Origin of the sequence: Shinella sp. (assembly GCF_049651085.1) — a bacterium.
In the GTDB taxonomy this organism is placed as follows: Bacteria; Pseudomonadota; Alphaproteobacteria; order Rhizobiales; family Rhizobiaceae; genus Shinella.
The window spans coordinates 41,580-66,787 of record NZ_JBASBL010000011.1 but is presented as its reverse complement, the minus strand read 5'-3'; the positions used below and the strand labels follow the sequence as shown (position 1 = coordinate 66,787).

22 protein-coding genes are annotated in these 25,208 nt (G+C 65.8%); 14 read left to right on the top strand and 8 right to left on the bottom strand.

All coding sequences use genetic code 11. From position 1 onward, the window contains the following. Positions 1-5: 5 nt before the first annotated feature. The 6 genes from WA950_RS07500 (at position 6) to WA950_RS07475 (ending at position 6,773) form a co-directional block, all read left to right on the top strand. On the top strand, positions 6-1,514 hold the full coding sequence (locus WA950_RS07500) for a sugar ABC transporter ATP-binding protein (RefSeq protein ID WP_424551075.1): 1,509 nt from the start codon (positions 6-8) through the stop codon (positions 1,512-1,514). Then, on the top strand, positions 1,511-2,476 hold the full coding sequence (locus WA950_RS07495) for an ABC transporter permease (RefSeq protein WP_424551074.1): 966 nt from the start codon (positions 1,511-1,513) through the stop codon (positions 2,474-2,476). The genes WA950_RS07500 and WA950_RS07495 overlap by 4 nt, the downstream gene beginning before the upstream one ends. Then, entirely contained in the window at positions 2,473-3,414 is a 942-nt protein-coding gene (locus tag WA950_RS07490; RefSeq protein ID WP_424551073.1) for an ABC transporter permease, read from the top strand. The genes WA950_RS07495 and WA950_RS07490 overlap by 4 nt, the downstream gene beginning before the upstream one ends. Beyond that, positions 3,411-4,346: an amidohydrolase family protein gene (locus tag WA950_RS07485; protein ID WP_424551072.1), complete on the top strand. Its 936-nt coding sequence runs from the start codon at positions 3,411-3,413 to the stop codon at positions 4,344-4,346. The genes WA950_RS07490 and WA950_RS07485 overlap by 4 nt, the downstream gene beginning before the upstream one ends. Then, entirely contained in the window at positions 4,339-5,652 is a 1,314-nt protein-coding gene (locus tag WA950_RS07480; protein WP_424551071.1) for an alanine racemase, read from the top strand. The genes WA950_RS07485 and WA950_RS07480 overlap by 8 nt, the downstream gene beginning before the upstream one ends. A 107-nt stretch (positions 5,653-5,759) precedes the next feature. Beyond that, positions 5,760-6,773: a succinylglutamate desuccinylase/aspartoacylase family protein gene (locus WA950_RS07475; RefSeq protein ID WP_424551070.1), complete on the top strand. Its 1,014-nt coding sequence runs from the start codon at positions 5,760-5,762 to the stop codon at positions 6,771-6,773. On the opposite strand, the gene WA950_RS07470 is transcribed toward WA950_RS07475, so the two are convergent. Further along, positions 6,763-7,950 (bottom strand): hypothetical protein, encoded by a 1,188-nt coding sequence (locus WA950_RS07470; RefSeq protein WP_424551069.1) that lies wholly within the window; start codon positions 7,948-7,950, stop codon positions 6,763-6,765. The genes WA950_RS07475 and WA950_RS07470 overlap by 11 nt on opposite strands. Positions 7,951-8,317: 367 nt before the next feature. Between WA950_RS07470 and purU the strand changes: the two genes are divergently transcribed. Next, complete coding sequence (purU, locus tag WA950_RS07465; RefSeq protein WP_424551068.1) at positions 8,318-9,202, top strand: formyltetrahydrofolate deformylase; 885 nt, start codon at positions 8,318-8,320, stop codon at positions 9,200-9,202. Between the two features lie 36 nt (positions 9,203-9,238). On the opposite strand, the gene WA950_RS07460 is transcribed toward purU, so the two are convergent. After that, complete coding sequence (locus WA950_RS07460) at positions 9,239-9,679, bottom strand: Lrp/AsnC family transcriptional regulator (RefSeq protein WP_424551067.1); 441 nt, start codon at positions 9,677-9,679, stop codon at positions 9,239-9,241. 112 nt (positions 9,680-9,791) lie between these two features. Between WA950_RS07460 and WA950_RS07455 the strand changes: the two genes are divergently transcribed. Next, complete coding sequence (locus tag WA950_RS07455) at positions 9,792-10,892, top strand: saccharopine dehydrogenase NADP-binding domain-containing protein (RefSeq protein ID WP_424551066.1); 1,101 nt, start codon at positions 9,792-9,794, stop codon at positions 10,890-10,892. Positions 10,893-11,030: 138 nt separating this feature from the next. On the opposite strand, the gene WA950_RS07450 is transcribed toward WA950_RS07455, so the two are convergent. From WA950_RS07450 to hglS, 5 genes are all read right to left on the bottom strand, one after another. Next, positions 11,031-11,993, bottom strand: coding sequence for a MerR family transcriptional regulator (locus WA950_RS07450; RefSeq protein ID WP_424551065.1), 963 nt, complete (start codon positions 11,991-11,993; stop codon positions 11,031-11,033). A gap of 116 nt (positions 11,994-12,109) precedes the next feature. Further along, on the bottom strand, positions 12,110-13,342 hold the full coding sequence (locus tag WA950_RS07445) for a pyridoxal phosphate-dependent aminotransferase (protein ID WP_424551064.1): 1,233 nt from the start codon (positions 13,340-13,342) through the stop codon (positions 12,110-12,112). 6 nt (positions 13,343-13,348) lie between these two features. Continuing rightward, complete coding sequence (locus tag WA950_RS07440) at positions 13,349-14,872, bottom strand: aldehyde dehydrogenase family protein (RefSeq protein ID WP_424551063.1); 1,524 nt, start codon at positions 14,870-14,872, stop codon at positions 13,349-13,351. A gap of 22 nt (positions 14,873-14,894) precedes the next feature. Further along, on the bottom strand, positions 14,895-16,313 hold the full coding sequence (locus WA950_RS07435; RefSeq protein ID WP_424551062.1) for an FAD-binding oxidoreductase: 1,419 nt from the start codon (positions 16,311-16,313) through the stop codon (positions 14,895-14,897). A gap of 10 nt (positions 16,314-16,323) precedes the next feature. Then, the gene (gene hglS, locus WA950_RS07430) at positions 16,324-17,721 is read right to left on the bottom strand and encodes a 2-oxoadipate dioxygenase/decarboxylase HglS (protein ID WP_424551061.1); all 1,398 of its coding nucleotides are present in this window, start codon (positions 17,719-17,721) and stop codon (positions 16,324-16,326) included. A 116-nt stretch (positions 17,722-17,837) separates the two neighbouring features. Between hglS and WA950_RS07425 the strand changes: the two genes are divergently transcribed. Further along, positions 17,838-18,731, top strand: coding sequence for a LysR family transcriptional regulator (locus WA950_RS07425; RefSeq protein ID WP_424551060.1), 894 nt, complete (start codon positions 17,838-17,840; stop codon positions 18,729-18,731). Between the two features lie 110 nt (positions 18,732-18,841). Then, entirely contained in the window at positions 18,842-20,125 is a 1,284-nt protein-coding gene (locus tag WA950_RS07420) for an NAD(P)/FAD-dependent oxidoreductase (protein ID WP_424551059.1), read from the top strand. 55 nt (positions 20,126-20,180) lie between these two features. Here WA950_RS07420 and WA950_RS07415 read toward each other — a convergent pair whose 3' ends face one another. Next, positions 20,181-21,380: an MFS transporter gene (locus WA950_RS07415; RefSeq protein WP_424551058.1), complete on the bottom strand. Its 1,200-nt coding sequence runs from the start codon at positions 21,378-21,380 to the stop codon at positions 20,181-20,183. 107 nt (positions 21,381-21,487) lie between these two features. Between WA950_RS07415 and WA950_RS07410 the strand changes: the two genes are divergently transcribed. From WA950_RS07410 to WA950_RS07395, 4 genes are all read left to right on the top strand, one after another. Continuing rightward, positions 21,488-22,309 (top strand): AraC family transcriptional regulator, encoded by an 822-nt coding sequence (locus WA950_RS07410; protein ID WP_424551057.1) that lies wholly within the window; start codon positions 21,488-21,490, stop codon positions 22,307-22,309. 142 nt (positions 22,310-22,451) lie between these two features. After that, on the top strand, positions 22,452-23,231 hold the full coding sequence (gene cobF, locus WA950_RS07405; RefSeq protein ID WP_424551056.1) for a precorrin-6A synthase (deacetylating): 780 nt from the start codon (positions 22,452-22,454) through the stop codon (positions 23,229-23,231). Next, positions 23,228-24,577, top strand: coding sequence for a precorrin-3B synthase (gene cobG / locus WA950_RS07400; protein ID WP_424551055.1), 1,350 nt, complete (start codon positions 23,228-23,230; stop codon positions 24,575-24,577). Before cobF ends, cobG begins: the two co-directional genes overlap by 4 nt. Continuing rightward, entirely contained in the window at positions 24,574-25,206 is a 633-nt protein-coding gene (locus WA950_RS07395) for a precorrin-8X methylmutase (RefSeq protein WP_424551054.1), read from the top strand. The genes cobG and WA950_RS07395 overlap by 4 nt, the downstream gene beginning before the upstream one ends. Positions 25,207-25,208 lie beyond the last annotated feature (2 nt).

Below are 25,208 nucleotides of genomic sequence, written 5' to 3'. Positions count from 1 at the left end.
CCGTCATGACGGATGCAAAACCCCTGCTGGAAGCCCGGCAGGTGTTCAAGGGGTTTTTCGGCAATCCCGTTCTCAAGGGCGTCGATATCGCCCTTCTTCCGGGCAGGGTTCACGCCCTGCTCGGAGAGAACGGCGCTGGAAAATCCACGCTGATCAACCTGCTCTCCGGTGCTCTCCAGCCCGATAGCGGCGCCATTCTCGTCGACGGCAAGCCGGTTGGGCGTTTCAGCCCGGCCAGCGCCCGCGCGGCCGGCATCGCCGTGGTGCAGCAGGAACTCAGCCTCACCGCCAACCTGTCGATCGCCGAGAATATCGGCCTCGGCGCCTTCCCGCGCCGCTTCGGCCTCATAGACTATGCCGCGCTTCACCGCGGCGTGCGTGAGGTCTGCGACATGGTGGGCCTCACAGAACCGCTCGACATGCCGGTCGCCGACCTTGCGCTCGGCCGCCGCCAGATGGTGGAGATAGCCAAGGCGCTCTACCGCAAGCCGCGCGTGCTCATCCTCGACGAGCCGACCTCCTCGCTTTCGGCCCATGAGGCCGGCATTCTCGGCCGCCTCATCGAGACGCTCCGCGATCGCGGCACGGCGCTGCTCTACATTTCCCACCGCCTCAACGAGGTGCAGGCGCTCTGCTCGCACGTCACCGTGCTGAAGGATGGCGGCGTCACCGCAGACCAGTCGCTCTCGGGCATCGATGGCGAGGGGCTGGTGCGCCTCATGGTCGGCCGGGAGACGGGTGATCTTTTCCCGCCGCGCCCGCAGGCCGATCCCGGCGCGCTCACCATCAGTGTCGACGGTTTTTCCGCAGGGCTCGTGCGCGATATCGACTTTTCCGCCTGCGCCGGCGAGATCGTCGGTATCGGCGGGCTGGTCGGGCAGGGGCAGGAAGACCTGCTGCTCGGCCTCTACGGCGCCATTCCCGCAAGGGCCTCGAAGGCTGAAGTGTCGGGCAAGCCTCACCTGCCGGCCGATGTCGGCGCGGCAAATGCGGCAGGTCTCGTCTATGTGCCGGCCGACCGCAAGCATGAGGGGCTGGTGCTGCCGCATTCCATTGCCTCGAACCTCATCCTGCCCTCGCTCGGACGGCTTGCCCGCAGCGGTTTCCGGGATCGGGCGGCGGAGACGGGTCTCATTGCCGAGCTTGCACGCCGGCTGACCATCAAGGGCGACGTCGCGCGCCCGGTACAGGCGCTGTCCGGCGGCAACCAGCAGAAGGTGGCGCTCGCCAAGTGGCTGCCGCTCGATCCGTCCGTGCTCCTGCTCAACGATCCGACGCGCGGCGTCGACATCGAGACCAAGCGCGAAATCTATCATATGCTGCGCGCCTTCGCCGCCGAAGGCCGGCTTATCGTCCTCGTCAGTTCCGATACGCCGGAACTCGTGCATCTGTGCGACCGCGTCGTGGTGCTGCGCGAGGGGCGTGTCGCGGCGCGGCTTGCCGGCGCGGCGATCACCGAAGAAGCCATCGTCGGTGCGGCCATGGGCATCAACCATCAGGGAGCGGCCGCATGAGCGCTGTTTCGTCCTCCGGCTGGCTCTACGGCGCCATCCAGCGCCGCCGCAATCGCAGCCTCGGCGGTCTCTATCTCGTCGTCGTCGCCTTTCTCATCCTCTATGCCGTGCTCTTTCCGGGCATCCTGTCGGTCGGCGGCTTTTCCAAGTTCACGCAGAACTGGTTTCCGCTGGCGCTCGTGACCATGGCGCAGGCGCTGCTGATGCTGAACGGCGGCATCACGCTCGCCATCGGGCCGCTCGTCAGCCTCGGGGCGGTGATCGCCGCGACCACGATGGGCGGCATGCTCGGCGTGCCGGGCGGCTTCCTCGCGGTCGCCTTTACCGGCCTTGCCATCGGCGCCGTCATCGGGGCCATCGTGGCGCATCTTCGACTTCCCGCCATCATCGTCACGCTGGCGGGTTCCTTCATCATCACCGGCGTCGCGCTCATCCTCCTGCCGCGGCCGGGCGGGTTCATCCCCGACTGGCTTTCCAACACGCTGGCCGGCCACACGCCCGTCGCCTTCCTGCTGCTCGTCGTCATCATCCTCTTCTGGAAGGCGTTTCTGGCAACGCCGCTCGGTCTCGGCATCTATGCGGCGGGGGACAATCCCATCGGGGCCTTCCGCTCCGGCGTTCCGGTCGAGCGGGTGAAGATCGTGTCCTTCGCGCTGTCCGGCCTGCTGGCGGCGCTGGCCGGCCTTTTCGTCGCGGCGCAGACCGGTTCGGGCGATCCTGTTATCGGCACGCCCTTCACGCTGAATTCGATTGCCGCAGCCGTGCTCGGCGGCGTCGGTTTTCTCGGCGGCAAGGGCACGATGCGCGGGGCGATCTGCGGCAGCCTGCTGCTCTCGGTCATGATCAATGTGATGTTCTTCCTCGGCTTCCCGCCGGTCGCGCAATATGTGGCGCAGGGCCTGATCATCGTCGGCGCCGTCGCGGTGCCGGAACTGCTTGCACAATGGAGGGCAAGGCGATGAACGCTGCACGATCCCTGTTCCGCAATCCGCCGCTGCTGACCCTTGTGCTGGTGGCGCTCGTCTGGCTCGTCGCGAGCCTTACGCTGCGTGGCTTCGGCGCCTACGGGCACCTGCGCTACCTGCTGGAGCTTGCCGCGGTCATCGGCATTGCCGCCGCCGGCCAGACGCTCGTCATCCTGATGGGCGGCATCGACCTGTCCGTCGGCGCAGTCATCACCGTCACGGCGATCCTCCTGCCGCTCCTGTCTCCCGCCTGGGACCCGACCGGTCTTGTCGGCATCGGCCTAGCGCTCGCCATCGCCACCGGTATCGGCTTCCTCAACGGGGCCGGCGCGGCCTATCTGCGCGTGCCGCCGATCATCATGACGCTCGCCATGGCGACCTTCCTTCAGGGCCTGCTCGTCATCGTCGCCGGCGGCAGCGCCGTCACCGTCAGCAATCCGGCCGTCATCCTCCTGGGTCAGGCCCGGCCGCTCGGCATTCCGGCCGGCGTCCTCCTGTGGGTCGCCGTCTCGACCGTCGTGCTGCTCCTCATCCATCGCATGCCGATCGGCGCGCGCTTCCTCGCGCTCGGCGCCAATCCGCTCGCCGCCCGGCTTTCCGGCGTCAGCGTCGCGCGCAACACGCTGATCCTCTATGCGCTGTCCGGCTTTTTCGCGGGTGTTGCGGGTATTCTCGTGCTCGGCATGAACCGGCAGGGCTATGTCGGTATCGGCGATCCCTATCTGTTGACGTCGATTGCCGCCGTGGTGCTCGGCGGCACCTCCATCCTCGGCGGGCGCGGCACCTATGCCGGCACCATTCCGGGGGCGATCCTGCTCGTCACGACGACAGCGCTGATCACCGTGGTCAATGCCTCGCCCGGCTGGCGTTCCATCATGTTCGGCACGCTGATCCTCGCGCTCCTCCTCATTTCCGGCCGCGAGGCCCGGCGATGACGGTGCGCTACGGCGGGCCGGTCATCGACCCGCATCACCATCTCTGGGACCTTTCGCTTGGCCGCCATCCGTGGCTGGAACGGGCGCGGGCCACCGGCGGCGAGATGGTCTATGGCAGCCTCGCGCCGATCCTCAGGGATTACGGCGTCGAGGACTACCGTGCTGACGCGGAGAACCAGAACATCGTGGCCACCGTGCATGTGGAGGCCGGCTGGTCCGATGCGCATCCGCTGGAGGAAAGCCGCTGGCTCGGTGGCCTCGACCGCAGTTCCGGCGTTGCACGGCGCTATGTCGCCCGTGTGCCGCTCGATAGTCCTGATGCCCGGCGCCTCATCGAAGCAGAGGCGGCCAATCCGGATGTCGTCGGCATCCGCGACATCGTCAGCTGGCATGTGGATCCGGCAAAGAGCTTTGCCGCGCGTGCGCATCGCATGGCCGATCCCCTCTGGCGGGCGGGGCTTGCCCATCTCTCCCGTTTCGGCCTCGTCTTCGACCTCATGCTCTACCCGTGGCAGATGGACGAGGCGTTGCATCTCATACGGTCCTTCCCGGAAACGATTTTCGTGCTCAACCACGGCGGCAGTCCGGCCGAGCGGAGCGACGAGGGCATGGCGCTCTGGCGGACGGGGCTTTCAGCACTCGGCCGCGAACCGAATGTCCGGCTGAAAATCTCCGACCTTGTCGCCTATGACAATGACTGGACGCTCGACAGCCTGCGTCCGGTGATCGAGCATTGCCTGGATTGCTTCGGCCCCGCGCGGTCGATGTTCGCGAGCGACTTTCCCGTCGCCGGCCTGCACGCCTCCTTCGACGAGGCCTACACCGTCTTCCGCGCCGTCGCTGCCCCCCTGTCGCTTGACGAGCAGCGCGCCCTTTTCTTCACGACCGCAAACGAGACCTACCGCCTCGGGATGGGAGAACACCATGTCTGACCTTCACACGACCGGAACCGAAAACCCGATGATCGACGACCGCATCCGTGGTTTTCCGCCGGGCCATGCGCCGCTGCCGCTCGATGCCATCGGCGGCAAGGGCTGGAAGCCCTATGACGGGAAAATGGCGCTGCCGCTGATCTCGCTCGACCGGCAGGCCTTCGGTGCCAATGTCGAGCTCATGATGGCCTATGTGAAGGATCATGGCGTCGAGATCGCCCCGCATGCCAAGACGCCGATGTCGCCGGCCCTTTCCGCTGCGCTACTGGCCGCCGGCGGCTGGGGCACGACGGTCGCCGATATTCGGCAGGCTGCCGTGATGCTGAAGGCCGGCCAGCGCCGGCTGATCCTTGCCAACGAGATCGGCGGTATCGCCGCCGCCCGCCGCCTCGCGGCGCTGCTTGCGGGGTATCCGGCCGCCGAAGTGCACATCTTCGTCGATTCCGTTCCCCTTGCCCAAGCCCTCGCCACGGCCTGGGCCGAGCGTAGCGACCTGCCGTCGCTCGGGTTGCTGGTCGAGTTCGGTGCCGGCCGCGCCGGTGCCCGCAGCGCGGAGGCTGCAAATGCCATACTCGACGTCATTCTAGCGGCGGAGACGCCGGCGTTCAGGTTGTCCGGCATTGCCAACTACGAGGGCGCTGCCGCGACGGCGGATGCGGACGAAACCCTGCGCCGGATCGACGGTGTGGTGGAGATGACGGCGGCCATCTTGCCGCAGGTCCGCGCGCGCATCGGCAAGGAACGGCCGCTCCTCGTGACGGCTGGCGGCTCGGTCTTCTTCGACCGCGTGGTGGCCGGCCTTTCCGCCGCCGTCGCGGACGACCCCGCCTGCCGGCTGGTGCTGCGCAGCGGTGCGATCTTCTTCCATGACCACGGTGTCTATGAGCGCGGTCTTGCCGGTCTCGATGCCCGCAACGGCTTCCGCTTCGGGGGCGAGACTCATTCTGCCGCGCGGGAATTCCAGCCTGCCCTGCGCGTCTGGGCCGAGGTGCTGTCGCTTCCCGAGCCGGGCCTTGCCATCTGCGGCATGGGCCTGCGTGATGTTGCGAATGATCAGGGCCTGCCGCGTCCGCTCGCGCTCTATCGGAATGGTTCGCAGCTCGCCGCGCTCGCTGGTGCGGACGTGTTGCGTCTCAACGACCAGCATGCCTTCGTGGCGATCGCAAAGGACAGCGATGTCGCGGTGGGCGATGTGGTCGAGTTCGGCATTTCCCACCCCTGCACCTGCCTCGACCGGCACGCCATCCTCTACGGCCTCGATCCGGATCATCGGGTCGCGGCGGCCTATCTCACCAGTTTCGGCTAATCGTCCCGAAGGGAAGAAGGAGGACACCATGATCCAGCGTTGCCAGAAGGGGTCGGCCAGGTGGCGGAAAACCGCAAGGCCTGCGCCTGCGTCCCGGTGCTGCGACCATGCATAGCGGCCTCGTCAATCCAATTGATTTCGCCGCTGAAGGCCGGCAGGAAGGCCATCTGGCCATTCCCTATTCGGTCGACCGTTCGCCCTATTACCAGATCCGCATCCCGATCCTGCGCCTGAAGAACGGCGCAGGGCCGAGCCTTCTGCTGATGGCGGGCAACCATGGAGACGAATATGAGGGCGAACTCCAGCTCGCCCGTCTCATGCGCCTGCTCGACGTGACGAAAATCCGCGGCGCCGTCACCATCCTGCCCATGGCGAACCTGCCGGCGGTGATGGCGGCGAAACGCTGCTCGCCTTTCGATGGCGGCAATCTCAACCGCGCCTTCCCCGGCGACCCCACGGGCACGCCGACGGCGCGGCTGGCGCATTTCCTGGAGCATGAGCTGTTTGCCCGCCATGACGCGGTGCTGGACCTGCATTCGGGTGGCACGTCCATGGCGCATCTTGCCTGCACGCTGATCGAGCGGCAGGCGGATGCCGCCCGTTTCACCCGCTCGGTTGAGCTGTTGCGGGCGATGGGTGCAGGCCACGCCTTCATCGCCGACAATGGTCCGGCGGCCCCCACCTCGATGGGAGCGGCGGGTCGCGCCGGCACGATCGGTCTTTCCGGCGAGTTCGGCGGCGGCGGCACGGTGACGCCGGAGAGCATGGCGTTTACGGCGGCGGCCATCGACCGGCTGCTGCTGGCGCTCGGCATCGTCGAGAAGCCGGTGCTGTCGCGGCAGGCATTGCCCACCCCGCCGGCCCTGCAGCTGCTCTCGCTCTGCCGGCACAGCCAGGGCATCTATGCGAACCGGCGCGGCTGGTTCGAGCCGGCCGTTCCGCTTGGCGCCAGCGTTGCCGCAGGTGACCTCGCTGGCTGGTATCACGATCTGGAGCGGCTGGATCAGCCGGAAGAAGAACTGCGCTTTGCGGAAGGCGGCATCGTGATTTCCCACCGGCTGCACTGCGACAGCCAGGCCGGCGACTGCCTGATCCAGGTGGCCGAGCCGATCAGCGGTTGATCGTCTCGACCGCCTCGCGCACCCAGTCGAGGCGCTTTGCCGGAATGAGCCCGTAATTGTAGAAATTCACGCCGTCGATGCCCGCGTCGACGGCGTTTTTCACGCGTGCGGCAAGGATCGCCGGCCCGTCGACCTCCGGGTAGAAGACGCGCAGGCCCAGCCCCAGGAATTTTTCGGGGCCGAGGATCGCGCGTCCGGTGCGCACGACCTCGCCGACCGCTTCCGGCGTCATGTCGTAACAGCACAGGATTGCTCCGTCGCAGAGCCTACCGACGGCTTCGAGATCGACGCCGCCGAGCCAGGCGTCCTTGAGGTCGATCAGCACGATGCGCGTGTCGGGATCGGCCGCCGCCTTGATCTCGCCGATGAGGCTCGTCACCGGTTCCGTGCGCCATGTGAGGAAGGCGTGGAGGTCGGGATGATCACGGAAGGCGTCGATGCCGGCCGCCGGGAAATCGGGAAACTGCCTTTCCGGCACGGCCCGTTCGCAAAGTTCGGCGATGAAGCGCGCTACCGTCCTGCGCGCGCCATCCACCGGCACGCCGGCCTTTTGCGCGCGCCGGGTGCAATGGTCGCAGAAGCAGAGCGAGAGCAGGAAGTCGTCTTCGCCATTGAGGCCGACGCCGTCCTTCTCATGGTGGTATTCATGCGCGAAGCCCATGAAGTTCGGGCTTTCCAGCTCCAGCATGTCCGGCTTGTGGTTCGTCGTGATGTCGCGAACGAGGGTCACGACATAGTCGCGCGCCGCCGGGCTCGAGGGGCAGAGATTGTAGTAGTTGGCATTGCCGAAGGCGTTGCGGGTCACGTGCTCGGGATGCAGCATGCCGAGGCGACTGTTGTGCAGGCAGACCGTCCAGCACGAGACCTTGAGGCCGGTCGTCGCCCGCGCCTTCGTCAGTGCTTCCAGCATGTCGCCGCGCTCATGAACGTTCTGCGCCATCAGCGGGCGGATCGTCCTGTCCTGCCAGAGCGTTTCGTCGGGGCGGAAATAGACCGTGCCGTCTTCCGGGAAATAGGCCTTCTGCGTCGGGCTGCGCGGCTGCAGGAAGCGGCCGGCATGGTAGGAGGTCGCCACGCTGACCGTGTTGAGCCCGGCCCGGCCGGCAAGGTCGGCGGCAAGCGTCTCCAGCCCCTGGTCCTGGATGTCCCAGGGGTAGGTCCACATGGATAGATGCATGGCGTCCTCCTCGATTTGTCCGCTTTATAGAACACGTGTCCATAATAGTGTCTAGCCGGATTCTTGGCCCGTCGCTTGCGGGCTTGCATTTGTGAAAGAAACGGTCGGCGACACCTTTCAGGCCGGTTCATTTGCGACGGTCAAACGAGGCCCGCACCGCCCCTGACCGGCCGGCGTGGTAATTTCGACGCACTGGATGTCGCGAACCGGAGGGATTCCTTGCAAGAGCAGGCGTAGCTTCTCGCCATGACAGGGGCTTGCGCTGCCGCAAGCGGCCTGAAATATGCGCCATGCCGCAGATGCGGCCGCAGACAAGGGGATCGCCGGTGCTTGCCCGCAGCATCGGCCGAACGCGAGAAAAGAACCGATGAAAAGCTATGTGCTGACCGTATCCTGCCAATCGACCCGCGGCATCGTCGCCGCGATCACCGGCTACCTTGCCGAAAAGGACTGCAACATCGTCGACAGTTCGCAGTTCGACGACCTGGAGACGGGCCTCTTCTTCATGCGGCTGACCTTCAACAGCGAAGGCGGCGCGACGGAGCAGGACATCAATGCCGGCTTCACCCCGATCGCCAAGACCTTCGGCATGACCTACCAGTTCAACAACAGCGAGGAGCGCATGAAGGTGCTGCTCATGGTCTCGCGCTTCGGTCATTGCCTCAACGATCTGCTCTATCGCTGGAAGATCGGCGCCCTTCCGATCGACATCGTCGGCGTCATCTCTAACCACTTCGACTACCAGAAGGTCATCGTCAATCACGACCTGCCCTTCTACCACATCAAGGTGACCAAGGATAACAAGCCGCAGGCGGAAGCCCGCCTGATGGAAGTGGTCGAGCAGTCCGGCGCCGAGCTGATCGTGCTCGCCCGCTACATGCAGGTCCTGTCGGATGCCGTCTGCCAGAAGATGTCCGGCCGCATCATCAACATCCATCACTCGTTCCTGCCGTCCTTCAAGGGGGCCAATCCCTACAAGCAGGCCTTCGAGCGCGGCGTGAAGCTGATCGGCGCGACGGCGCACTATGTGACGGCCGATCTCGACGAAGGCCCGATCATCGAGCAGGACGTGGCGCGCATCACCCATGCGCAGTCGGCGGAGGACTATGTCTCGATCGGCCGCGACGTGGAGAGCCAGGTTCTCGCCCGCGCCGTGCACGCTCACATCCATCACCGCGTCTTCATGAACGGCAACAAGACCATCGTCTTCCCGCCGAGCCCGGGCAGCTACGCCTCCGAGCGCATGGGCTGAACCAACCAAAGGCCGGCGTTTCGCCGGCCTTTCCTTCTAGCGCCGGATCCGCGTCGACAGGATGATCGAGGAGAGCGTGCGCTCCACGCCCTCGATCTCGCCGATCCGGTCGATCAGGTGGTCGAGTTCGGCAATCGATGCCGCCTCCACGATGGCGATGAGGTCGAAACTGCCGCTTACCGAATGCAGGGTCCGCACGGCGGAAATGGCGTGCAGCTCCGTCGTGATGCGGGCGAGCGTCTTCGGCGCGATGGTGATCAGCACATGCGCCTTCACCATGCCGCTCTCATAGGCATCGGAAAGCTTGACGCCGTAGCCGGCGATCACCCCGTCCCGTTCCAGCCGATCGATCTTGGCCTGCACGGTGGTGCGCGAAAGCCCCAGCCTGCGGGCGATGGTGGCCGTCTGTTCGCGGGCGTTCTCGCTGAGAATGGCGAGGAGCTCGCGGTCTTTGGCGCCTAGCGTCGAAATGCTCATAGTTGCCGTCGTTCTGCCGATATCGATGAAGCATTATGCCAGATATGGCGCTTTAAATCGACAGTGCCTGCCCTCAAAATAAGCGCATCAGTTCATGCCAGAGGGAAATCAAATGAAGGACATCGTCGTCATCGGCGCAGGCAAGATCGGCTCGACCATCGCCCGCATGCTGGCTCACTGCGGGGACTATCGCGTCACCGTCGCGGACCGTTCGGACGAGCAGCTTGCAGCCATCGAGGTCCACGCCGCCGTTTCGACGGTTGTCGTCGACATCGCCGATGCGGCCGCCATGAAGGCCCTGCTGACCGGCAAGTTCGCCGTGTTGTCCGCTGCGCCCTATCATCTGACGGTCGCCATCGCGGAGGCCGCTGCGGCTGCCGGCGTGCACTATCTCGACCTGACCGAAGACGTCGAATCCACCCGCCAGGTCAAGCGCATCGCCGCGAACGCCAAGACGGCCTTCATTCCGCAGTGTGGTCTTGCGCCGGGCTTCATCTCCATCGTCGCCAATGATCTGGCCAGCCGCTTCGATTCGCTCGAAAGCGTGCGCATGCGCGTCGGCGCCCTGCCGCAGTATCCGTCCAACGCCCTCAACTACAACCTCACCTGGAGCACGGACGGCGTCATCAACGAGTATATCGAGCCCTGCGAAGCCATCGTGGAAGGTGCGCTGATCGAGGTTCCGGCACTCGAAGAGCGCGAGGAATTCTCGCTCGACGGCGTAACCTATGAGGCCTTCAACACCTCCGGCGGCCTCGGCACGCTCTGCGAAACGCTGAAGGGCAAGGTCCGCACACTCAACTACCGCACGATCCGCTATCCGGGTCACGTCGCCATCATGAAGGCGCTGCTCAACGACCTTGGCCTGCGCCATCGCCGCGAAGTCCTCAAGGACATTTTCGAAAATGCCCTGCCGACCACCACGCAGGACGTCGTCATCATCTTCGTGACGGTTTCGGGCCGCAAGAATGGCCGCCTGATCCAGGAAACCTACGCCAACAAGGTCTACAGCGCGCCGGTCGCAGGCGCCCTGCATTCGGCCATCCAGATCACGACGGCCGGCTCGATCTGCGCCGTGCTCGACATGCTGGCAGACGGCTCGCTGCGCGCCGAAGGCTTCGTGCGCCAGGAAGAAATCGCTCTCGACGCCTTCCTCGCCAACCGCTTCGGCCACTACTACGCCCAGGAAAATCACGGCGCCCGCGCCGCCTGATTTTCGCCAATCCTTCGACGCCCCGGCCAACACCGGGGCGTTTTCGCATCGTGGCCCAAGCCGCGGGGAAGAGAAGAACGCCAAAAGGCGCGAACCAATAAAAATGGGGCCTCTCGCGAGGCCGCTTTTCTTTGCGGATCAGGCCGCACTCGGCCGGCAGGCCACCAAGCCCTCCGTGCGCGACCGGACGGCAGGCGTCGCCAGACACATGGCGACCGCCTCATATCCCCGTGCACCCTTCCGGGGTACTACAGCCATGGGCGTATCGTGGTTGGCGGGGCAGTAGAGGATGCTTTCATCCGCGCTGATATCGGCAAGGTCGAGGATCGAAGAGGAGCGTGTCAGCAGCAAGAGCGGCCGGTCGTCAAACGGCCGTGACCGCAGATAACGCCGCAGCGCCTGCTGCGTGGCCTGGTCCAGTCCCTGCTCCACCATGTCGACGACAAGGATGGCTGCCGCCGAGCGCTCCACGGCAACAACCAGCGCCGTCAGGGCGGGTGAGGAGCCCGCGCCCTGCGCGGCAAGCAGCCGAAGGTGCGCTTCAATCCGCGCATCGGCCGCCATGGCGCTGCCGTCGTCCAGCCGCTCCAGCCCGATAAAGGCGGCATTCGGAACGGCTTCGGCAATCGCGCGCGCCAGCCGGGTCTTGCCGCTGCCGAGGGGACCTGTGATGTAGGTGATGGGCGTCAGGGCGGGCAGCGAGAACCGCTCGCCGCCCCACGGCCAGGGCAATTCCAGCGAAACAGCCCTGGCCGCCTTCGCCATCAGGTTCTCCCGCGCCATCTCGACGGATTGAACGGTCTCCGCGATCCGGTCGAGCCGGCGTTCGAGGCCCGCCTGATGCCTTGCAAGCGCGGCCTTCAGGTCGTCCCCGTCGCCCGAAAGAACGTGCTTGATCTGAGAAAGGCCCATATCCAGCCGGCGCAGGGCGACGATGTCCCTGGCGCGGGCCATCTCGTTTTGACCGTATATCCTCCAGCCGGCAGCGGTGCGCAGCGGGGCCAGCAGGCCATGGCGCTCGTAGAGCCGGAGAGCCTTTGCCGAAATGCCGAGCTCCCTTGCCGCCTCGGCGGCAGTCAGATGAAGAGCAGACTTGCGCACGAATCACCTCCCTGTCGTTCACCGCCGTTTTATGAGGCCGGCCCCAGGGGCCGGGTCAACGAAAACCCGCCGCAGGCTGGCTGCGGCGGGCTCCGGAGGATCGAAGGCGGGCGGGCTCAGGAAAGCTGCGCGCAGGCCGCCGCGATGCGCTTCAGGGCCTCCGTCAGTTCCGCTTCCGACGTGGCGTAGGAGATGCGGAAATAGGGCGAGAGGCCGAAGGCCGAGCCGGGGACGACGGCGACGTGGGCGTCTTCCAGGAGATAATCCGTAAAGTCGCTGTCGGCTTCGATACGCCTGCCCTTCGGCGTCATCTTACCGATCACGCCCGCACAGCCGGCAAAGGTGTAGAACGCGCCTTCCGGCGTGCGGCAGACAAGGCCGGGGATGGCGTTCAGCGCCGAGACGACGAGATCGCGGCGGTGCTTGAAGCTTGCCTGGCGCTCCTTCAGGAAGTCCTGTGGGCCGTTGAGGGCTTCGACGGAAGCCGCCTGGCTGACGGAGGACGGGCAGGAGGTCGCCTGGCTCTGGATCACCGCCATGGCCTTGATCAACGCCTTCGGGCCGCCGGCATAGCCGATGCGCCAGCCGGTCATCGCATAGGCCTTCGAGACACCGTTGATCGTCAGCGCGCGGCTTTTCAGGCGCGGTTCGATGGCGACCGGGGTCACGAACTTGAAGCCGTCATAGACGATATGCTCATACATGTCGTCGACCATCAGCCAGACATGCGGATGGTTGAGCAGCACGTCGAGCAGCGGCCTGTAGTCGGCTTTGCTGTAGGCCGCGCCCGAGGGGTTGGACGGCGAATTGAACAGCACCCAGCGCGTCTTCGGCGTGATCGCCTGTTCCAGCTGCTCGGCCTTCAGGCGAAAACCGGCTTCCGCGTCGCAGGGGATCAGCACCGGCACGCCGCCGCAGATTTCCACGATGTCGGAATAGGAGGTCCAGTAGGGCGTCGGGATGATCACCTCGTCGCCCGGATTGACCGTAGCCATGAAGGCGTTGAAGAGGATCTGCTTTGCGCCCGTCGCGACGGTAACTTCGTCGATTGCGTAGTCGACATTGTTCTCGCGGCGGAATTTTTCCGAGATCGCCTTCTTCAGCTCCGGCGTGCCGTCGAGTGCGGTGTATTTGGTGTCGCCGCGGTCGATGGCGGCCTTGGCGGCGGCCTTGACGTTGTCCGGCGTGTCGAAATCAGGCTCGCCGGCGCCGAGGATGATGACCGGCAGGCCGTCCTTCTTCATCGCAGAGGCGCGTGCGCCGATCTGCAGGATCCTTGAAACGCCGATGGCGGCGATCCGCGAGGCGGGCGTGAAGCCCGCCTCCTCGATTTTGGATTGGCTATCCATGGCTGCCTACTCGATATCGAAGGAGACGCCCTGGGCGAGCGGCAGGGCCTTCGAGTAGTTCACCGTGTTGGTGGCGCGGCGCATATAGGCCTTCCAGGCGTCCGAGCCGGATTCGCGGCCGCCGCCGGTTTCCTTCTCGCCGCCGAACGCACCGCCGATTTCAGCGCCCGAGGTGCCGATGTTGACATTGGCGATGCCGCAGTCCGAGCCGTCGACCGACAGGAAGCGCTCGGCTTCCTGGACGTTGAGGGTGAAGATTGACGAGGAAAGACCGGCGGCAACCGCATTGTGGTCTTCCAGCGCCTTGTCGAAGTCGGAATACTTCATGACGTAGAGGATCGGCGCAAAGGTCTCTTCGAGAACCGGGCCGGCCTGCTTCGGCATTTCGACGATGGCGGGCTTCACATAGTAGGCCGTGTCCTTGCCGGCTTCCGCGACACGTTCGCCGCCCGTGACCGAACCGCCTTCCGCCTTGGCTGCCGAAAGTGCCTTCTGCATGCCGTCGAAGGCCTGCTTGTCGACGAGCGGGCCGACGAGGGCGGAGGTTTCCAGCGGGTTGCCGACGGAAACGCTCGTATAGGCCTTCTTCAGGCGCGGAACGAGCTGGTCGTAGACGCTGTCGTGCACGAAGAGGCGGCGCAGCGTCGTGCAGCGCTGGCCGGCGGTGCCCATGGCGCCGAAGGCGATGGCGCGCAGCGCCATGTCGAGGTCGGCGGACGGGCAGACGATGCCGGCATTGTTGCCGCCAAGCTCGAGGATCGAGCGGGCAAAGCGCTTGGCAAGGCGCGGGCCGACTTCCTTGCCCATGCGGGTGGAGCCGGTGGCCGAGACGAGCGCGATCTTGTTGTGGTCGACGAGGACCTCGCCGATGGCGCGGTCGCCGATGAAGACCTGCGACAGGTTCGCCGGGGCATCGCCGAAGCGGGCGAGGGCGCGCTCGAAGATCGCTTGCGATGCAAGGGCGGTCAGCGGGGTCTTTTCAGAGGGCTTCCAGATGATGGAATTGCCGGCGACAAGCGCCAGCGCCGCATTCCACGACCAGACGGCAACCGGGAAGTTGAAGGCGGAGATGATGCCGACGACGCCGAGCGGATGCCAGGTTTCCATCATGCGGTGGCCGGGGCGCTCGGTGGCGATCGTCAGGCCGTAGAGCTGGCGGGAGAGACCGACGGCGAAATCGCAGATGTCGATCATTTCCTGCACTTCGCCGAGGCCTTCGGAGGTGATCTTGCCGGCTTCGATCGAGACGAGGCGGCCGAGATCGGCCTTGGCGGCGCGCAGCTCCTCGCCGAGCAGGCGCACGAGTTCGCCGCGCTTCGGCGCGGGCACGAGGCGCCATTCCTTGAAGGCTTCATGCGCGGCTTCGATGGCCTTGCCGGCGTCAGCCGCCGAAATCGTCTTCAGCCTGCCGATCTCCTCGCCGCTGACGGGGCTGTAGGAGGCCATGTCGCCACCCTGCCAGGCGCTGCGTGCGACGCCCAGCTTGTCGAGAAGGGCTTCGGTTTCCTTTTTCACGTCGACGGTCGTCATGGAGTGTCTCCCTGTTGTCTGGTCAGAATGTGATGGCGCCGAGCGGACCCGGCGAGGTGATGGTTTTCAACCCGGCCGCCAGCTTGCGCAGCTCTTGCGGGGTGTATTTGTCGTAGAAGGTCTGGTTCTTGCGGCCGATCGCGTGTTCCGCGCTGAAGCTGCCATCGAACTGCTCGACCGCCACCGTGAAGACCCAGTCGCGCAGGTCCGCCTCGAAATCGGGATCGGAAAGCCGCGGATCGTCCTTCGCGACGACGAGATTGAAGTGCACGCCGCCATCGCCGATATGGCCGAAATCGCAGATCGTCACGTCCTCGAAGTGATCGGGTATCTCCGCCTTCATATGGGCAAGGAAAGGCATGATGTCGCCCCGGCGGAAGGACAAATCGAAGGCGATCAATCGTCCGCTATGCTTCACGCCCTCCGACAGCGCATGGCGCAGCGCCCAGATCTCGTGCGGCGGGCCGATAAAGGCGTCGGCAAGCGGTGCGTCTTCCTGCTCCCAGATCGCGGCCAGCACCTCTTCCAGCACCGCATCGAGCGGCTGCTCACCCTCGCGCGGCAGGTTGGAGCGGGAGATTTCCGCAAGGATCAAGAAATCCGGTACGATGCCGCCCTGGAAGGGATTGCGCAGCGACGGGACATGGTCGAGCGCGGCAGTGATCGCACCGCCGGACATGCCCTCGAAGGCGGAAAGGTAGCTGCCGAGCGCATCTTCCATGGCGACGAGCAGCGTCGAGACCTGTTCGGCCGAGGACGGCACGAGCAGGGCGGTCGCGGATTGCCTTGGTGCAGGCTCGAGATTCAGCACGCATTCGGTGACGATGCCGAAGGCGCCGGCGGTGCCGATGAAGAGCTGCTTCCAGTCTACGCCGGTATTGTTCTTGCGAAGGCTCGAGGAAAGGTCGAGCACGGTGCCTGCCTCGTCGGCGAGCACGACCGTGAGGCCCAAGGTGTTGCGGCGCACGTCGCCGTAGCGCAGGAAGCGCGAGCCGCCGGTATTCGTCGCGATCATGCCGCCAAGGCGCGGATCGGCGCCAAGATCGATGGGGAAGAACAGGCCGCTCTCCTCCAGCTTGCCGTTGAGATCGGAAAGGCGCAGGCCCGCGCCCGCCCTGACGGTACGGTTGACCCGGTCAAGCTCGAACGGCGCGGTGAGGCGGTCGAGGCTCAGGATGCCCTGCCGGCCGCTGTCGTCCGGCGTCGAGCCGGAGACGAGGCCGGTATTGCCGGATTGCGGCACGAGGGCGATGCCGTTCTTCACGCAATAGCCGACGAGCGCGGAAACCTGCGCGGTCGAAACGGGGCGGGCGACGAAGGCTGCGCGGCCCTTGTCGTAGCGCGCGCCCGTCTCATAGGCGGCCATGTCGGCGGGCTCGGTAAGAAGACCCTTCTCGCCGGCGAGGCTCTTCAGTGCTGCAATATGGCTTGCCTCGATCATTCCCTGTCCGTCACTCCGCTGCGACCGCCATGTTGACGATGCCGAGACACATTTCAAGCGATGCGCGCTCGATCCCGGCATAGTGGGCGAATTCGTCGAGAACCGAAGCGCCGAGGTCGCGCTCGAACATCACCTGGTTCGGGCTGGCGACGAAGTCCTGCGCCGCGTCGTCGCCGAGGTTCGACTGGAAGATGCCCGCGGCGCTGACCGGCAGGAAGTCTTCATAGACGATCGGGTCGAACTGGATGAGCCCGGCTTCTATGGCCGTTTCGAGATCGGCGCTGCGGCCGGTGACGCGGCTGCCCTTTTCCGTGAGGGAATAGCGGAAATAGCCGAGGCGCGCCTGGCGGATGCCGTCCCAGTCATCCGGGAAAGTCTTGAAGACATCGGTGAGCACGGCTTCGTATTCGCCGGCATTGGAGCCGTCGGCGGCCGGGCGCACGCGGACACGGGTCTCGTTCAAAAGCTGGTCGTAGAGTGCACGGCCCTTCGGCGTCAGCGCCACGCCGCGCTGCTCGATCTCCCCGAAACGGGCGGTGTGCGATCCCTCCTGCCAGCTGCCGTCCGCGGCGATGAAGGAAACGGGCTCTTCCAGCGACTTGAACGACGTCTGGCGCAGCAGGATCGGGCAGGTGCGGGTCGGCGGGCCTTCGACCACGGCCTTCGGGGCGATGCCTTCTTGCGGCATGCGCGCCTGAACCTTGTCGATGTCCAGCGTGCGCGGTGTAAGATGGTTGATATGCGGCCCCTTGAACGAGACGACATCGGCGATCAGGCGGTGCGCATCGTGCAGGCGCTTGTACATGTCGGTGCTGACGATGGCGTGATCGTGCCAGCGGAAGGTTTCGAGCACCTGCGCGACGAAGCGGGCGGCATCGACCGTATCCAGGCCGCCGTTGCGCTCGGCCTTCTCGACGAGGGTCACGGCTTCATCCGTGAAGATCTTGCGGGCCGCGAGAACCTCCGCAGCCTCGGCACGCAGCGCCGCATCGGCGATAAGGTCGAGGCGCAGCAGAGACGTGAAAACGCGGAACGGGTTGCGGTTGAGGCTTTGCGCGCCGACCGGGCGGAAGGCGGTGGAATGCACCGGCACGCCCGCCGTCGAAAGATCGTAGTAGCCGACCGGATACATGCCCATGACCGCGAAGACGCGGCGCATCATGGAAAGCTCTTCCGGCGTGCCGAGGCGGATGGCGCCGTGGCGCTCTTCGGAGATCCGGTCGAGCGTGTCGGTCGCTTCGAGGCGCGCCTTCAGGTGCGGATCGGCGGCAAGCGTTTCGTCATTCACGCTTGCGACCAGCGCCATCAGCGTGCCGTAGGCCGGAACTTCCTCGCGATACATGGCGGACATGGCCGCGGAAAAATCCGAGCGGATCCTGTCGGCGGAGACATACGAATTTGCTTTCATGGGAAGCGGTCTCATCTTACAAGGGTGGGAGGCCCTGTTCATTCTCAAAACGGATAATACCGCATCATTTTCTTGAGCGATTGCGACTGTTTTGACTATGTTGATGCGAGGAATGAATGAAGCTCAGTCGAAGGCTGATCCCGGACGTCACCACGCTGCAGGCGTTCGAATGCGCTGCCCGCCATGGCAGCTTCACGCAGGCGGCGCATGAGCTTAGCCTCACCCAGAGCGCCGTCAGCCGTCAGATCAAGGATCTGGAGGAGCAGCTTGGCGTGCTGCTGTTCGAGCGCGTGCGCCAGCGCGTCGTCCTGTCCGACGATGGACGCCGCTTCCTGCCGGAGGTGCGCAAGCTGCTGCACCAGACGGAAGAGACCATGCTGCGCGCCATGGCGTCGGCCTCCTCCGAGCACAGCCTCGCCATTGCGACCCTGCCGACCTTCGGCAGCCGCTGGCTGACGCCGCGCATTCCCGGTTTCCTTGCGGAAAATCCCGGCACGATCATCAACATTGCCTCGCGCTCGGCTCCCTTCGATTTCGACGAGGAGAATTTCGATCTCGCGATCCATTATGGCCAGCCGGTCTGGGCGCGGGCGGCCTGCACCTATCTGTGCAGCGAGGTCATCCTGCCCGCCGCAAGCCCGGACCTGCTCGCATCCTGGAACCTGAGCGAGCCGAGAGACCTCGAAAGGGCGCCGCTGCTGCATCTTGCGACGCGTCCGAAGCTCTGGGCGCAATGGTTCGAGCTGAGCGGTGCCTCGGCGGACACGGCCTATCGCGGCCACAGCTTCGACCAGTTTTCCATGGTGATCGAGTCGGCCGTCGCCGGGCTCGGTTTCGCGCTTCTGCCGAAATATCTCATCGAGCAGGAGCTTGCGAGCGGCCGCCTCGCCGTCGTCTTCGACCGGCCGATGGAGACCGAGAACAGCTATTATCTCGTTGTGCCGGAAGGAAAGCTGGAGAACCCGTTGAGCCAGGCCTTTCGCGCCTGGATCGCCAAGGAAGTGCCCTGACGTGCTTCATGCGGACGGGGCATGACCCCGTTCGCAATTTTCGCTTTTGTCATGGTGCGGTATCGCCGATTGTGCGAGGACAGATTTTCCTCCTTTAAAAGATAAGCACCATGCTCAACGACCCGCGCTCTCATGGCCTTTGGGAGATGACCGCTCCTCCCGCCCCCGAAACGGTTGCCTTTTCCGGCGCGGCGGAGGCGGATGTCGTCATCGTCGGCGGCGGCTATACGGGTTTTTCGACCGCGCTGCATCTTGCCGAGCGCGGCACGAAGGTTGTCCTGCTCGAGGGGGCGGAAATCGGCTATGGCGGTTCGGGCCGCAATGTCGGTCTCGTCAATGCCGGCATGTGGGTGATGCCGGACGAACTGCCGGGCGTGCTCGGTGATCTCTACGGCAGCCGGCTGCTCGAGCTGCTCGGTAATGCCCCGCGCCTCGTCTTCGACCTTGTCGGGAAACACAAGATCGATTGCGAGATCAATCCGGCCGGCACGCTGCATTGCGCGGTCGGCCAGTCGGGCTTCGACGAGCTGAAGCAGCGCGCCGAGCAATGGGCCCGCCGCGGCGCGCCGGTGCGCCTGCTCGGTGCTGACGAGACGGCGGCGAAGGTCGGCACCAAGGCCTATGCCGGTTCGCTGCTTGATATGCGCGCCGGCACGATCCAGCCGCTCGCTTATGCACGCGGCCTTGCCCGCGCGGCGATTGCCGCCGGCGCACAGGTCTTTACCGGCAGCCCGGTGACGGGCGCCGAGCGGAGCGGCAAGCGCTGGACGGTGAAGACCGCGCGCGGCACGGTGACGGCCGACTGGGTGGTCGTGGCGACCAATGCCTATACGGTCGCGCCGTGGCATGAAGTGCGCGCCGAACTCGTGCATCTTCCCTATTTCAACTTCGCCACGGTGCCGCTTTCGGCCGAAATGCAGGCGAAGATCCTGCCGGAACGCCAGGGGGCGTGGGATACGAAGGAAGTGCTGTCCTCCTTCCGTTTCGATCAGCGCGGCCGGCTGGTCTTCGGCAGCGTCGGGGCGCTGCGCGGCACGGGCGCCAGCATCCACAAGGCCTGGGCGCGGCGGGCGCTGAAAAGACTGTTTCCCGAGATCGGCGATATCGCCTTCGAGGCGGAATGGTATGGCAAGATCGGCATGACGTCGGACAACCTGCCGCGCTTCCATCGCCTTGCCGAAAACGTCATCGGCTTTTCCGGCTATAACGGCCGTGGCATCGCGCCCGGCACGGTCTTCGGCCGCACGCTGGCGCAGCTCGTCTCTGGCGAGATTACCGAGGCGGACCTTCCGTTGCCGGTCACCGATCCGCAGGCCCCTTCCTTCCGCGCGGTGCGCGAGGGCTATTACGAGCTCGGCGCGCAGATCGCCCATCTGGCGGGCGCGCGCTTCTAGCTCTTCTGACTGCCCCTTGCAGCAAAACGCCCGGTCGAAGCCGGGCGTTTCTCGTTCAGGGTTTTGCCGGCAGGCGCGGCAGGAAGATCGTCAGGATGCCGAGCAGCGGCATGTACGAGCAGACCTTGTAGATGAACTCGATGCCGTGACTGTCGGCAACGCCGCCGAGCAGGGCCGCGGCAAGGCCGCCGGCGCCGAAGGCGAAGCCGAAGAAGATGCCGGCGATCATGCCGACGCGACCCGGTATCAGCTCCTGTGCGAAGACGACGATGGCCGAGAAGGCGGAGGAGAAGATCAGGCCGATCAGCACGGTCAGCACGCCGGTCCAGAACAGGTTCGCATAGGGCAGCATCAACGCGAAGGGGATGACGCCGAGGATCGAGAACCAGATGACGAAGCGCGTGCCGAACCGGTCGCCGATCGGGCCGCCCATGAAGACGCCGAGGGCAGATGCACCGAGGAAGAGGAACAGCATGAGCTGCGCCTGCTGCACGTCGAGGCCGAAGCGGTTGATCGTGTAGAAGGTGAAATAGCTCGAAATGCTGGACAGGTAGGCGTTCTTCGTTGTCGTCAGCAGCACGAGCACGGCAAGCGCCCAGGCGACGCGTCCGCGCGGCAGCGGCAGCTCACGGCTGACGGCGGGCCGGCCGGCGGCCATCTTGCGCTCGCCGGCATACCAGTTGCCGACCCAGGTGAGGATGATAATGCCGACCAGCGCGACGACCGAGAGCCAGGCGACGCTCGTCTGGCCGAAGGGCAGCACGATGAAGGCGGCGAGCAGCGGGCCGATCGCCGTGCCGGCATTGCCGCCGACCTGGAACATGGACTGCGCAAGGCCATGCCGCCCGCCCGAGGCAAGGCGCGCGACGCGCGAGGATTCCGGATGGAAGATCGCCGAGCCGAGGCCGATCAGGCACGCGCCGAAGATCAGCATGGGGAAGGAATGCGCATAGGCGAGCAGGATGAGCCCGACAAAGGTGCTGCCCATGCCGACCGGCAGCGAGAAGGGCATCGGCCAGCGATCCGTGATGATGCCGACCGCTGGCTGCAGGAGCGATGCGGTGACCTGGAAGGCCATGGTCAGCAGGCCGATCTGCACGAAGTCGAGCGAATAGTTTTCCTTCAGCAGCGGATAGAGCGACGTCAGCAGCGACTGCATGATGTCGTTCAGCATGTGGCAGGCGCTGACGGCAATGATGACGGAATAGCTGGTGACGGCAGCGCTGCGCGGCGCTGCAGGAACGATAGTCGACATATTGGCCTCGAAATGATCCGCCGGTCCGGCGTTTTCTGCTCAGATACAAGGATTGCCCGCGGCCTGCTTTTGTGCTGAGGTCCATTTTTTACGCGAATGGGCCAAAAATGGGAAAATTGACCGCCGCGCGCCTCCAGGTGCTGAATGCCGATCACATCCGCAACCTTGCCCGGATGGAACAGTCGAACGAGGACGTGCTGGTTCACAGTACGGACGTTCCGGGCGGCTACATCGTGCCGCCGCACCGGCATCGCCGCACGCAGTTCCTGTGCGTGTTCGCTGGTGTCGTGCTGGTGGCGACCGATCGCGGCCGCTGGATGATCCCGCCCGGTCACGCCCTGCTCATTCCCCGCGGCCTGGAACATTCCGTCGAGATGTACAGCGATGTCAGCATGCGCTCGGTCTATATCTATTCGCCGGAAGGCCGGGCGTCGTCGCTGGAACCGACGGTGCTGGAAGTGACTGACCTTGCCCGGCAACTGATCGCCGCGACCGTGCGAAAGGATGCGATGGAGGAGGATCGCGGCCGCGAGGAGCTTGTCATGGCGTTGCTGCTCGACGAGATCGGCCGCCTGCCGGAGCGCCGCCTCGGCCTGCCCTTCCCGGCGAGTGGACGGCTTGCCGGCCTCTGCCGCGATTTCGTCGAGCAGCCGTCGCCGACGGTGAAAATCGACGATTGGGCGCGGCGTCTCCACATGAGCCGGCGCACCTTCACGCGCTTCTTCCGGCAGGAAATGGGCGTCAGCTTCGTCACCTGGCGCCAGCAGGCCTGCCTCTTCGCCTGCCTGCCGCGCCTTGCCGCCGGCGAGCCGGTGACGCAGGTGGCGCTCGATGCCGGCTATGAGAGCGTGCCGGCCTTCACCACCATGTTCAAGCGCATGCTGGGCGCTTCGCCGCGCGCCTATCTGACCAGCCGCAAGGCCGCTTAGGGCCAAACGGCGCGGAGTCTCAAAAAGACCGGCAAAGGACGCGATCCGGGGGCTGTCTTCCGGCGGCTTTTGGGATTAGGAAGAGGCGTGGGACCCAAGTCGGGACGCAAACCGGGAGCGCAAGCCGCACGGAGACGGGAATTTGAGAAAGATACTGGTCATCGGGATCGGCGCGGGCAATCCCGAGCACATGACCGTTCAGGCGGTGGGTGCGCTGAACCGGGCCGATGTGCTGCTCATCCCCACCAAGGGCGACGAGAAGGCCTATCTCGCCGCCGCGCGCCGCGAGATCTGCGACCGCTTCCTCACCAACCCTGCCTGCCGCGTCCTCGACTATGCCGTGCCGGTGCGCCGCGCCGACGGATCCTATGAGGACGGCGTCAACGACTGGCATCGCGCCATCGCCGCCATCTACGAGCGCACATTGTTGAACGAGGTGGGCGAGGACGAGACGCTCGGCCTGCTCGTCTGGGGCGATCCGATGCTCTATGACAGCACGCTGCGCATCATCGAGCATGTCCGCACGACCGGGCGTGTCGCCTTCAAGACCGAAGTCATTCCCGGCATCACCAGCGTCCAGGCGCTCTGCGCCGGGCATGGCATTGCGCTCAACCGCATCGGCCTGCCCGTCGAGATCACCACCGGCCGCCGCCTTGTCGAGGGCTGGCCGGAATCCTCGCGCGATGCGCTCGTCATGCTCGATGGTGTGCAGGCCTTCCGCACGGTGAGCGACCCGGAGGCGGAAATCTGGTGGGGCGCCTATCTCGGCACGCCGCATGAAATCCTGCTCTCCGGCCGGCTTGCCGACATGGCCGAGACCATCACCGAGACCCGCCGCAAGGCGCGCGAAGAGCATGGCTGGATCATGGACACCTACCTGATCCGCCGCCCCGCGAGCGAGGCCGAGGAGGGGGCGGCGTGACGACGATCCTCACCCAGTCGCAGAACGATACGGGCGCGCTGCGCCGTGGCGCATGCCCGTCGCTCGCAACGCCCATGCAGACCGGCGACGGCCTGCTGGTGCGCCTGCGCCCCGTTGCGGCGGCGCTGGGCGCGCACGACCTGCTGTGCCTTGCCGATCTTGCGCGCGAACACGGCAACGGCCTCATCGAGATCACCGCGCGCGGCAATCTCCAGCTTCGCGGCCTGACGGAGGCTTCGGTGCCGCGCCTTGCCGCGGGACTTGCCGCCGCCGGTATCGTCCCGCAACGGGGCGTCGCCATCGAGATCCCGCCGCTTGCCGGTATTGATCCGTCGGAAATCGCCGATGCCACGCCGGTCGCTGAAGCATTGCGCGAGGCGATCGCTGCCGCATCGCTTGTGCTTGCGCCGAAGCTTGCCGTGGTCGTCGACGGCGGCGGCGTGCTTGGCCTTGCCGATATGGTTGCCGACATCCGGCTCGATGCCGTTGCCGTGGGGGGCACGGTTGCCTGGCGCTTGTCGGTGCGGGGCAATCGCCAAACGGCAAAGGTCGTCGCCCTGCTTTCGCCGGACACGGTGATGGATGGCGCGATGACGGCCGTGGCCGCGCTTGCCGCAATCGGGCCTGCCGCCCGTGGCCGTGATCTGGATGCTTCCTCCCTTGCAGCGCGGCTTGGAGCGGTTTCGCAGCCCGTGGTTTTGCTTGTATCGTCCGCTCATCCGCTCGGTGCCCACCCTGTTGGCGGCGAAACCGTGCTCGGGATCGCCCCGGCCTATGGCCAGATGCGTGCCGAGCGGCTTGCGGGGCTTGTGACTGACCTGTCCGCCTGCGGCGCCTTTGAATTCCGCCTCGCGCCGCATCGCACCCTGCTGGTGCGCGGCCTGTCCGGGAAAGGGATGGCAAGCGCTCAGGCCTGCGCGGATCGCGCCGGCTTCTGGAGCAGGGACGACGCGCCCGGCCGCTCCGTTTCGATCTGCGCCGGTGCCGCCGGCTGCGCCTCCGCCCATTTCGATACCCATGCTGCGGCCGATGCCGTGGTGGCGCAGGCCGGCGCGCTGCTGGACGGCTCTGTCGATGTGCACATTTCCGGCTGCCCGAAGGGCTGCGCCCATCCGGGCGCTGCGGCGGTCACGCTTTGCGGCACGGTCGCGGGCGTCGGGCTCGTGCTCGGCGGGCGGGCGAGTGATACCCCCGTGGCAAGTCTACCGCCAGACGACCTGACGCCCGCGATCCAGCGCCTCGGCACCTTTTTGCGCGCGCGGCGTCTCGACGGCGAGACGGCGGGAAGCCTTCTCGACCGCACCGCGCCCGCATCCCTCGTTTCCGCATATCAAGGCCAACAATGACCCAGTACGACTACATCAAGGATGGCACGGCCATCTATGAGAAATCCTTCGCGATCATCCGCGCCGAGGCCGATCTTTCGCGCTTTTCCGAGGCGGAATCGGATGTTGCCGTGCGCATGATCCACGCCGCCGGGCTCGTCGAGGCGGCGGCGCATTTCGTCTTCTCGCCGGATTTCGTGGGGTCCGCGCGTGCGGCGCTTCAGGCCGGTGCGCCGATCTTCTGCGATGCCGAAATGGTCGCCCGCGGCGTTACCGCCGCGCGCCTGCCGGCAAGCAACGAGGTGATCTGCACGCTGCGCGATCCGCGCACGCCCGCGCTTGCGCAGGAAACCGGCAATACCCGCTCGGCCGCCGCCATCCGCCTGTGGCTGGAGCGCATGGCGGGTTCGGTCGTCGCCATCGGCAATGCGCCGACCGCCCTTTTCTACCTGCTGGAACTCCTGCGCGACGGCGCGCCGAAACCGGCGACGATCCTCGGCATGCCCGTCGGCTTTGTCGGCGCGGCGGAATCGAAGGATGCGCTCGCTGAAAATTCCTACGGCGTGCCCTTCGCCATCGTGCGCGGCCGTCTCGGCGGCAGCGCCATGACGGCGGCCGCCCTCAATTCGCTGGCGAGGCCGGGACTATGAAC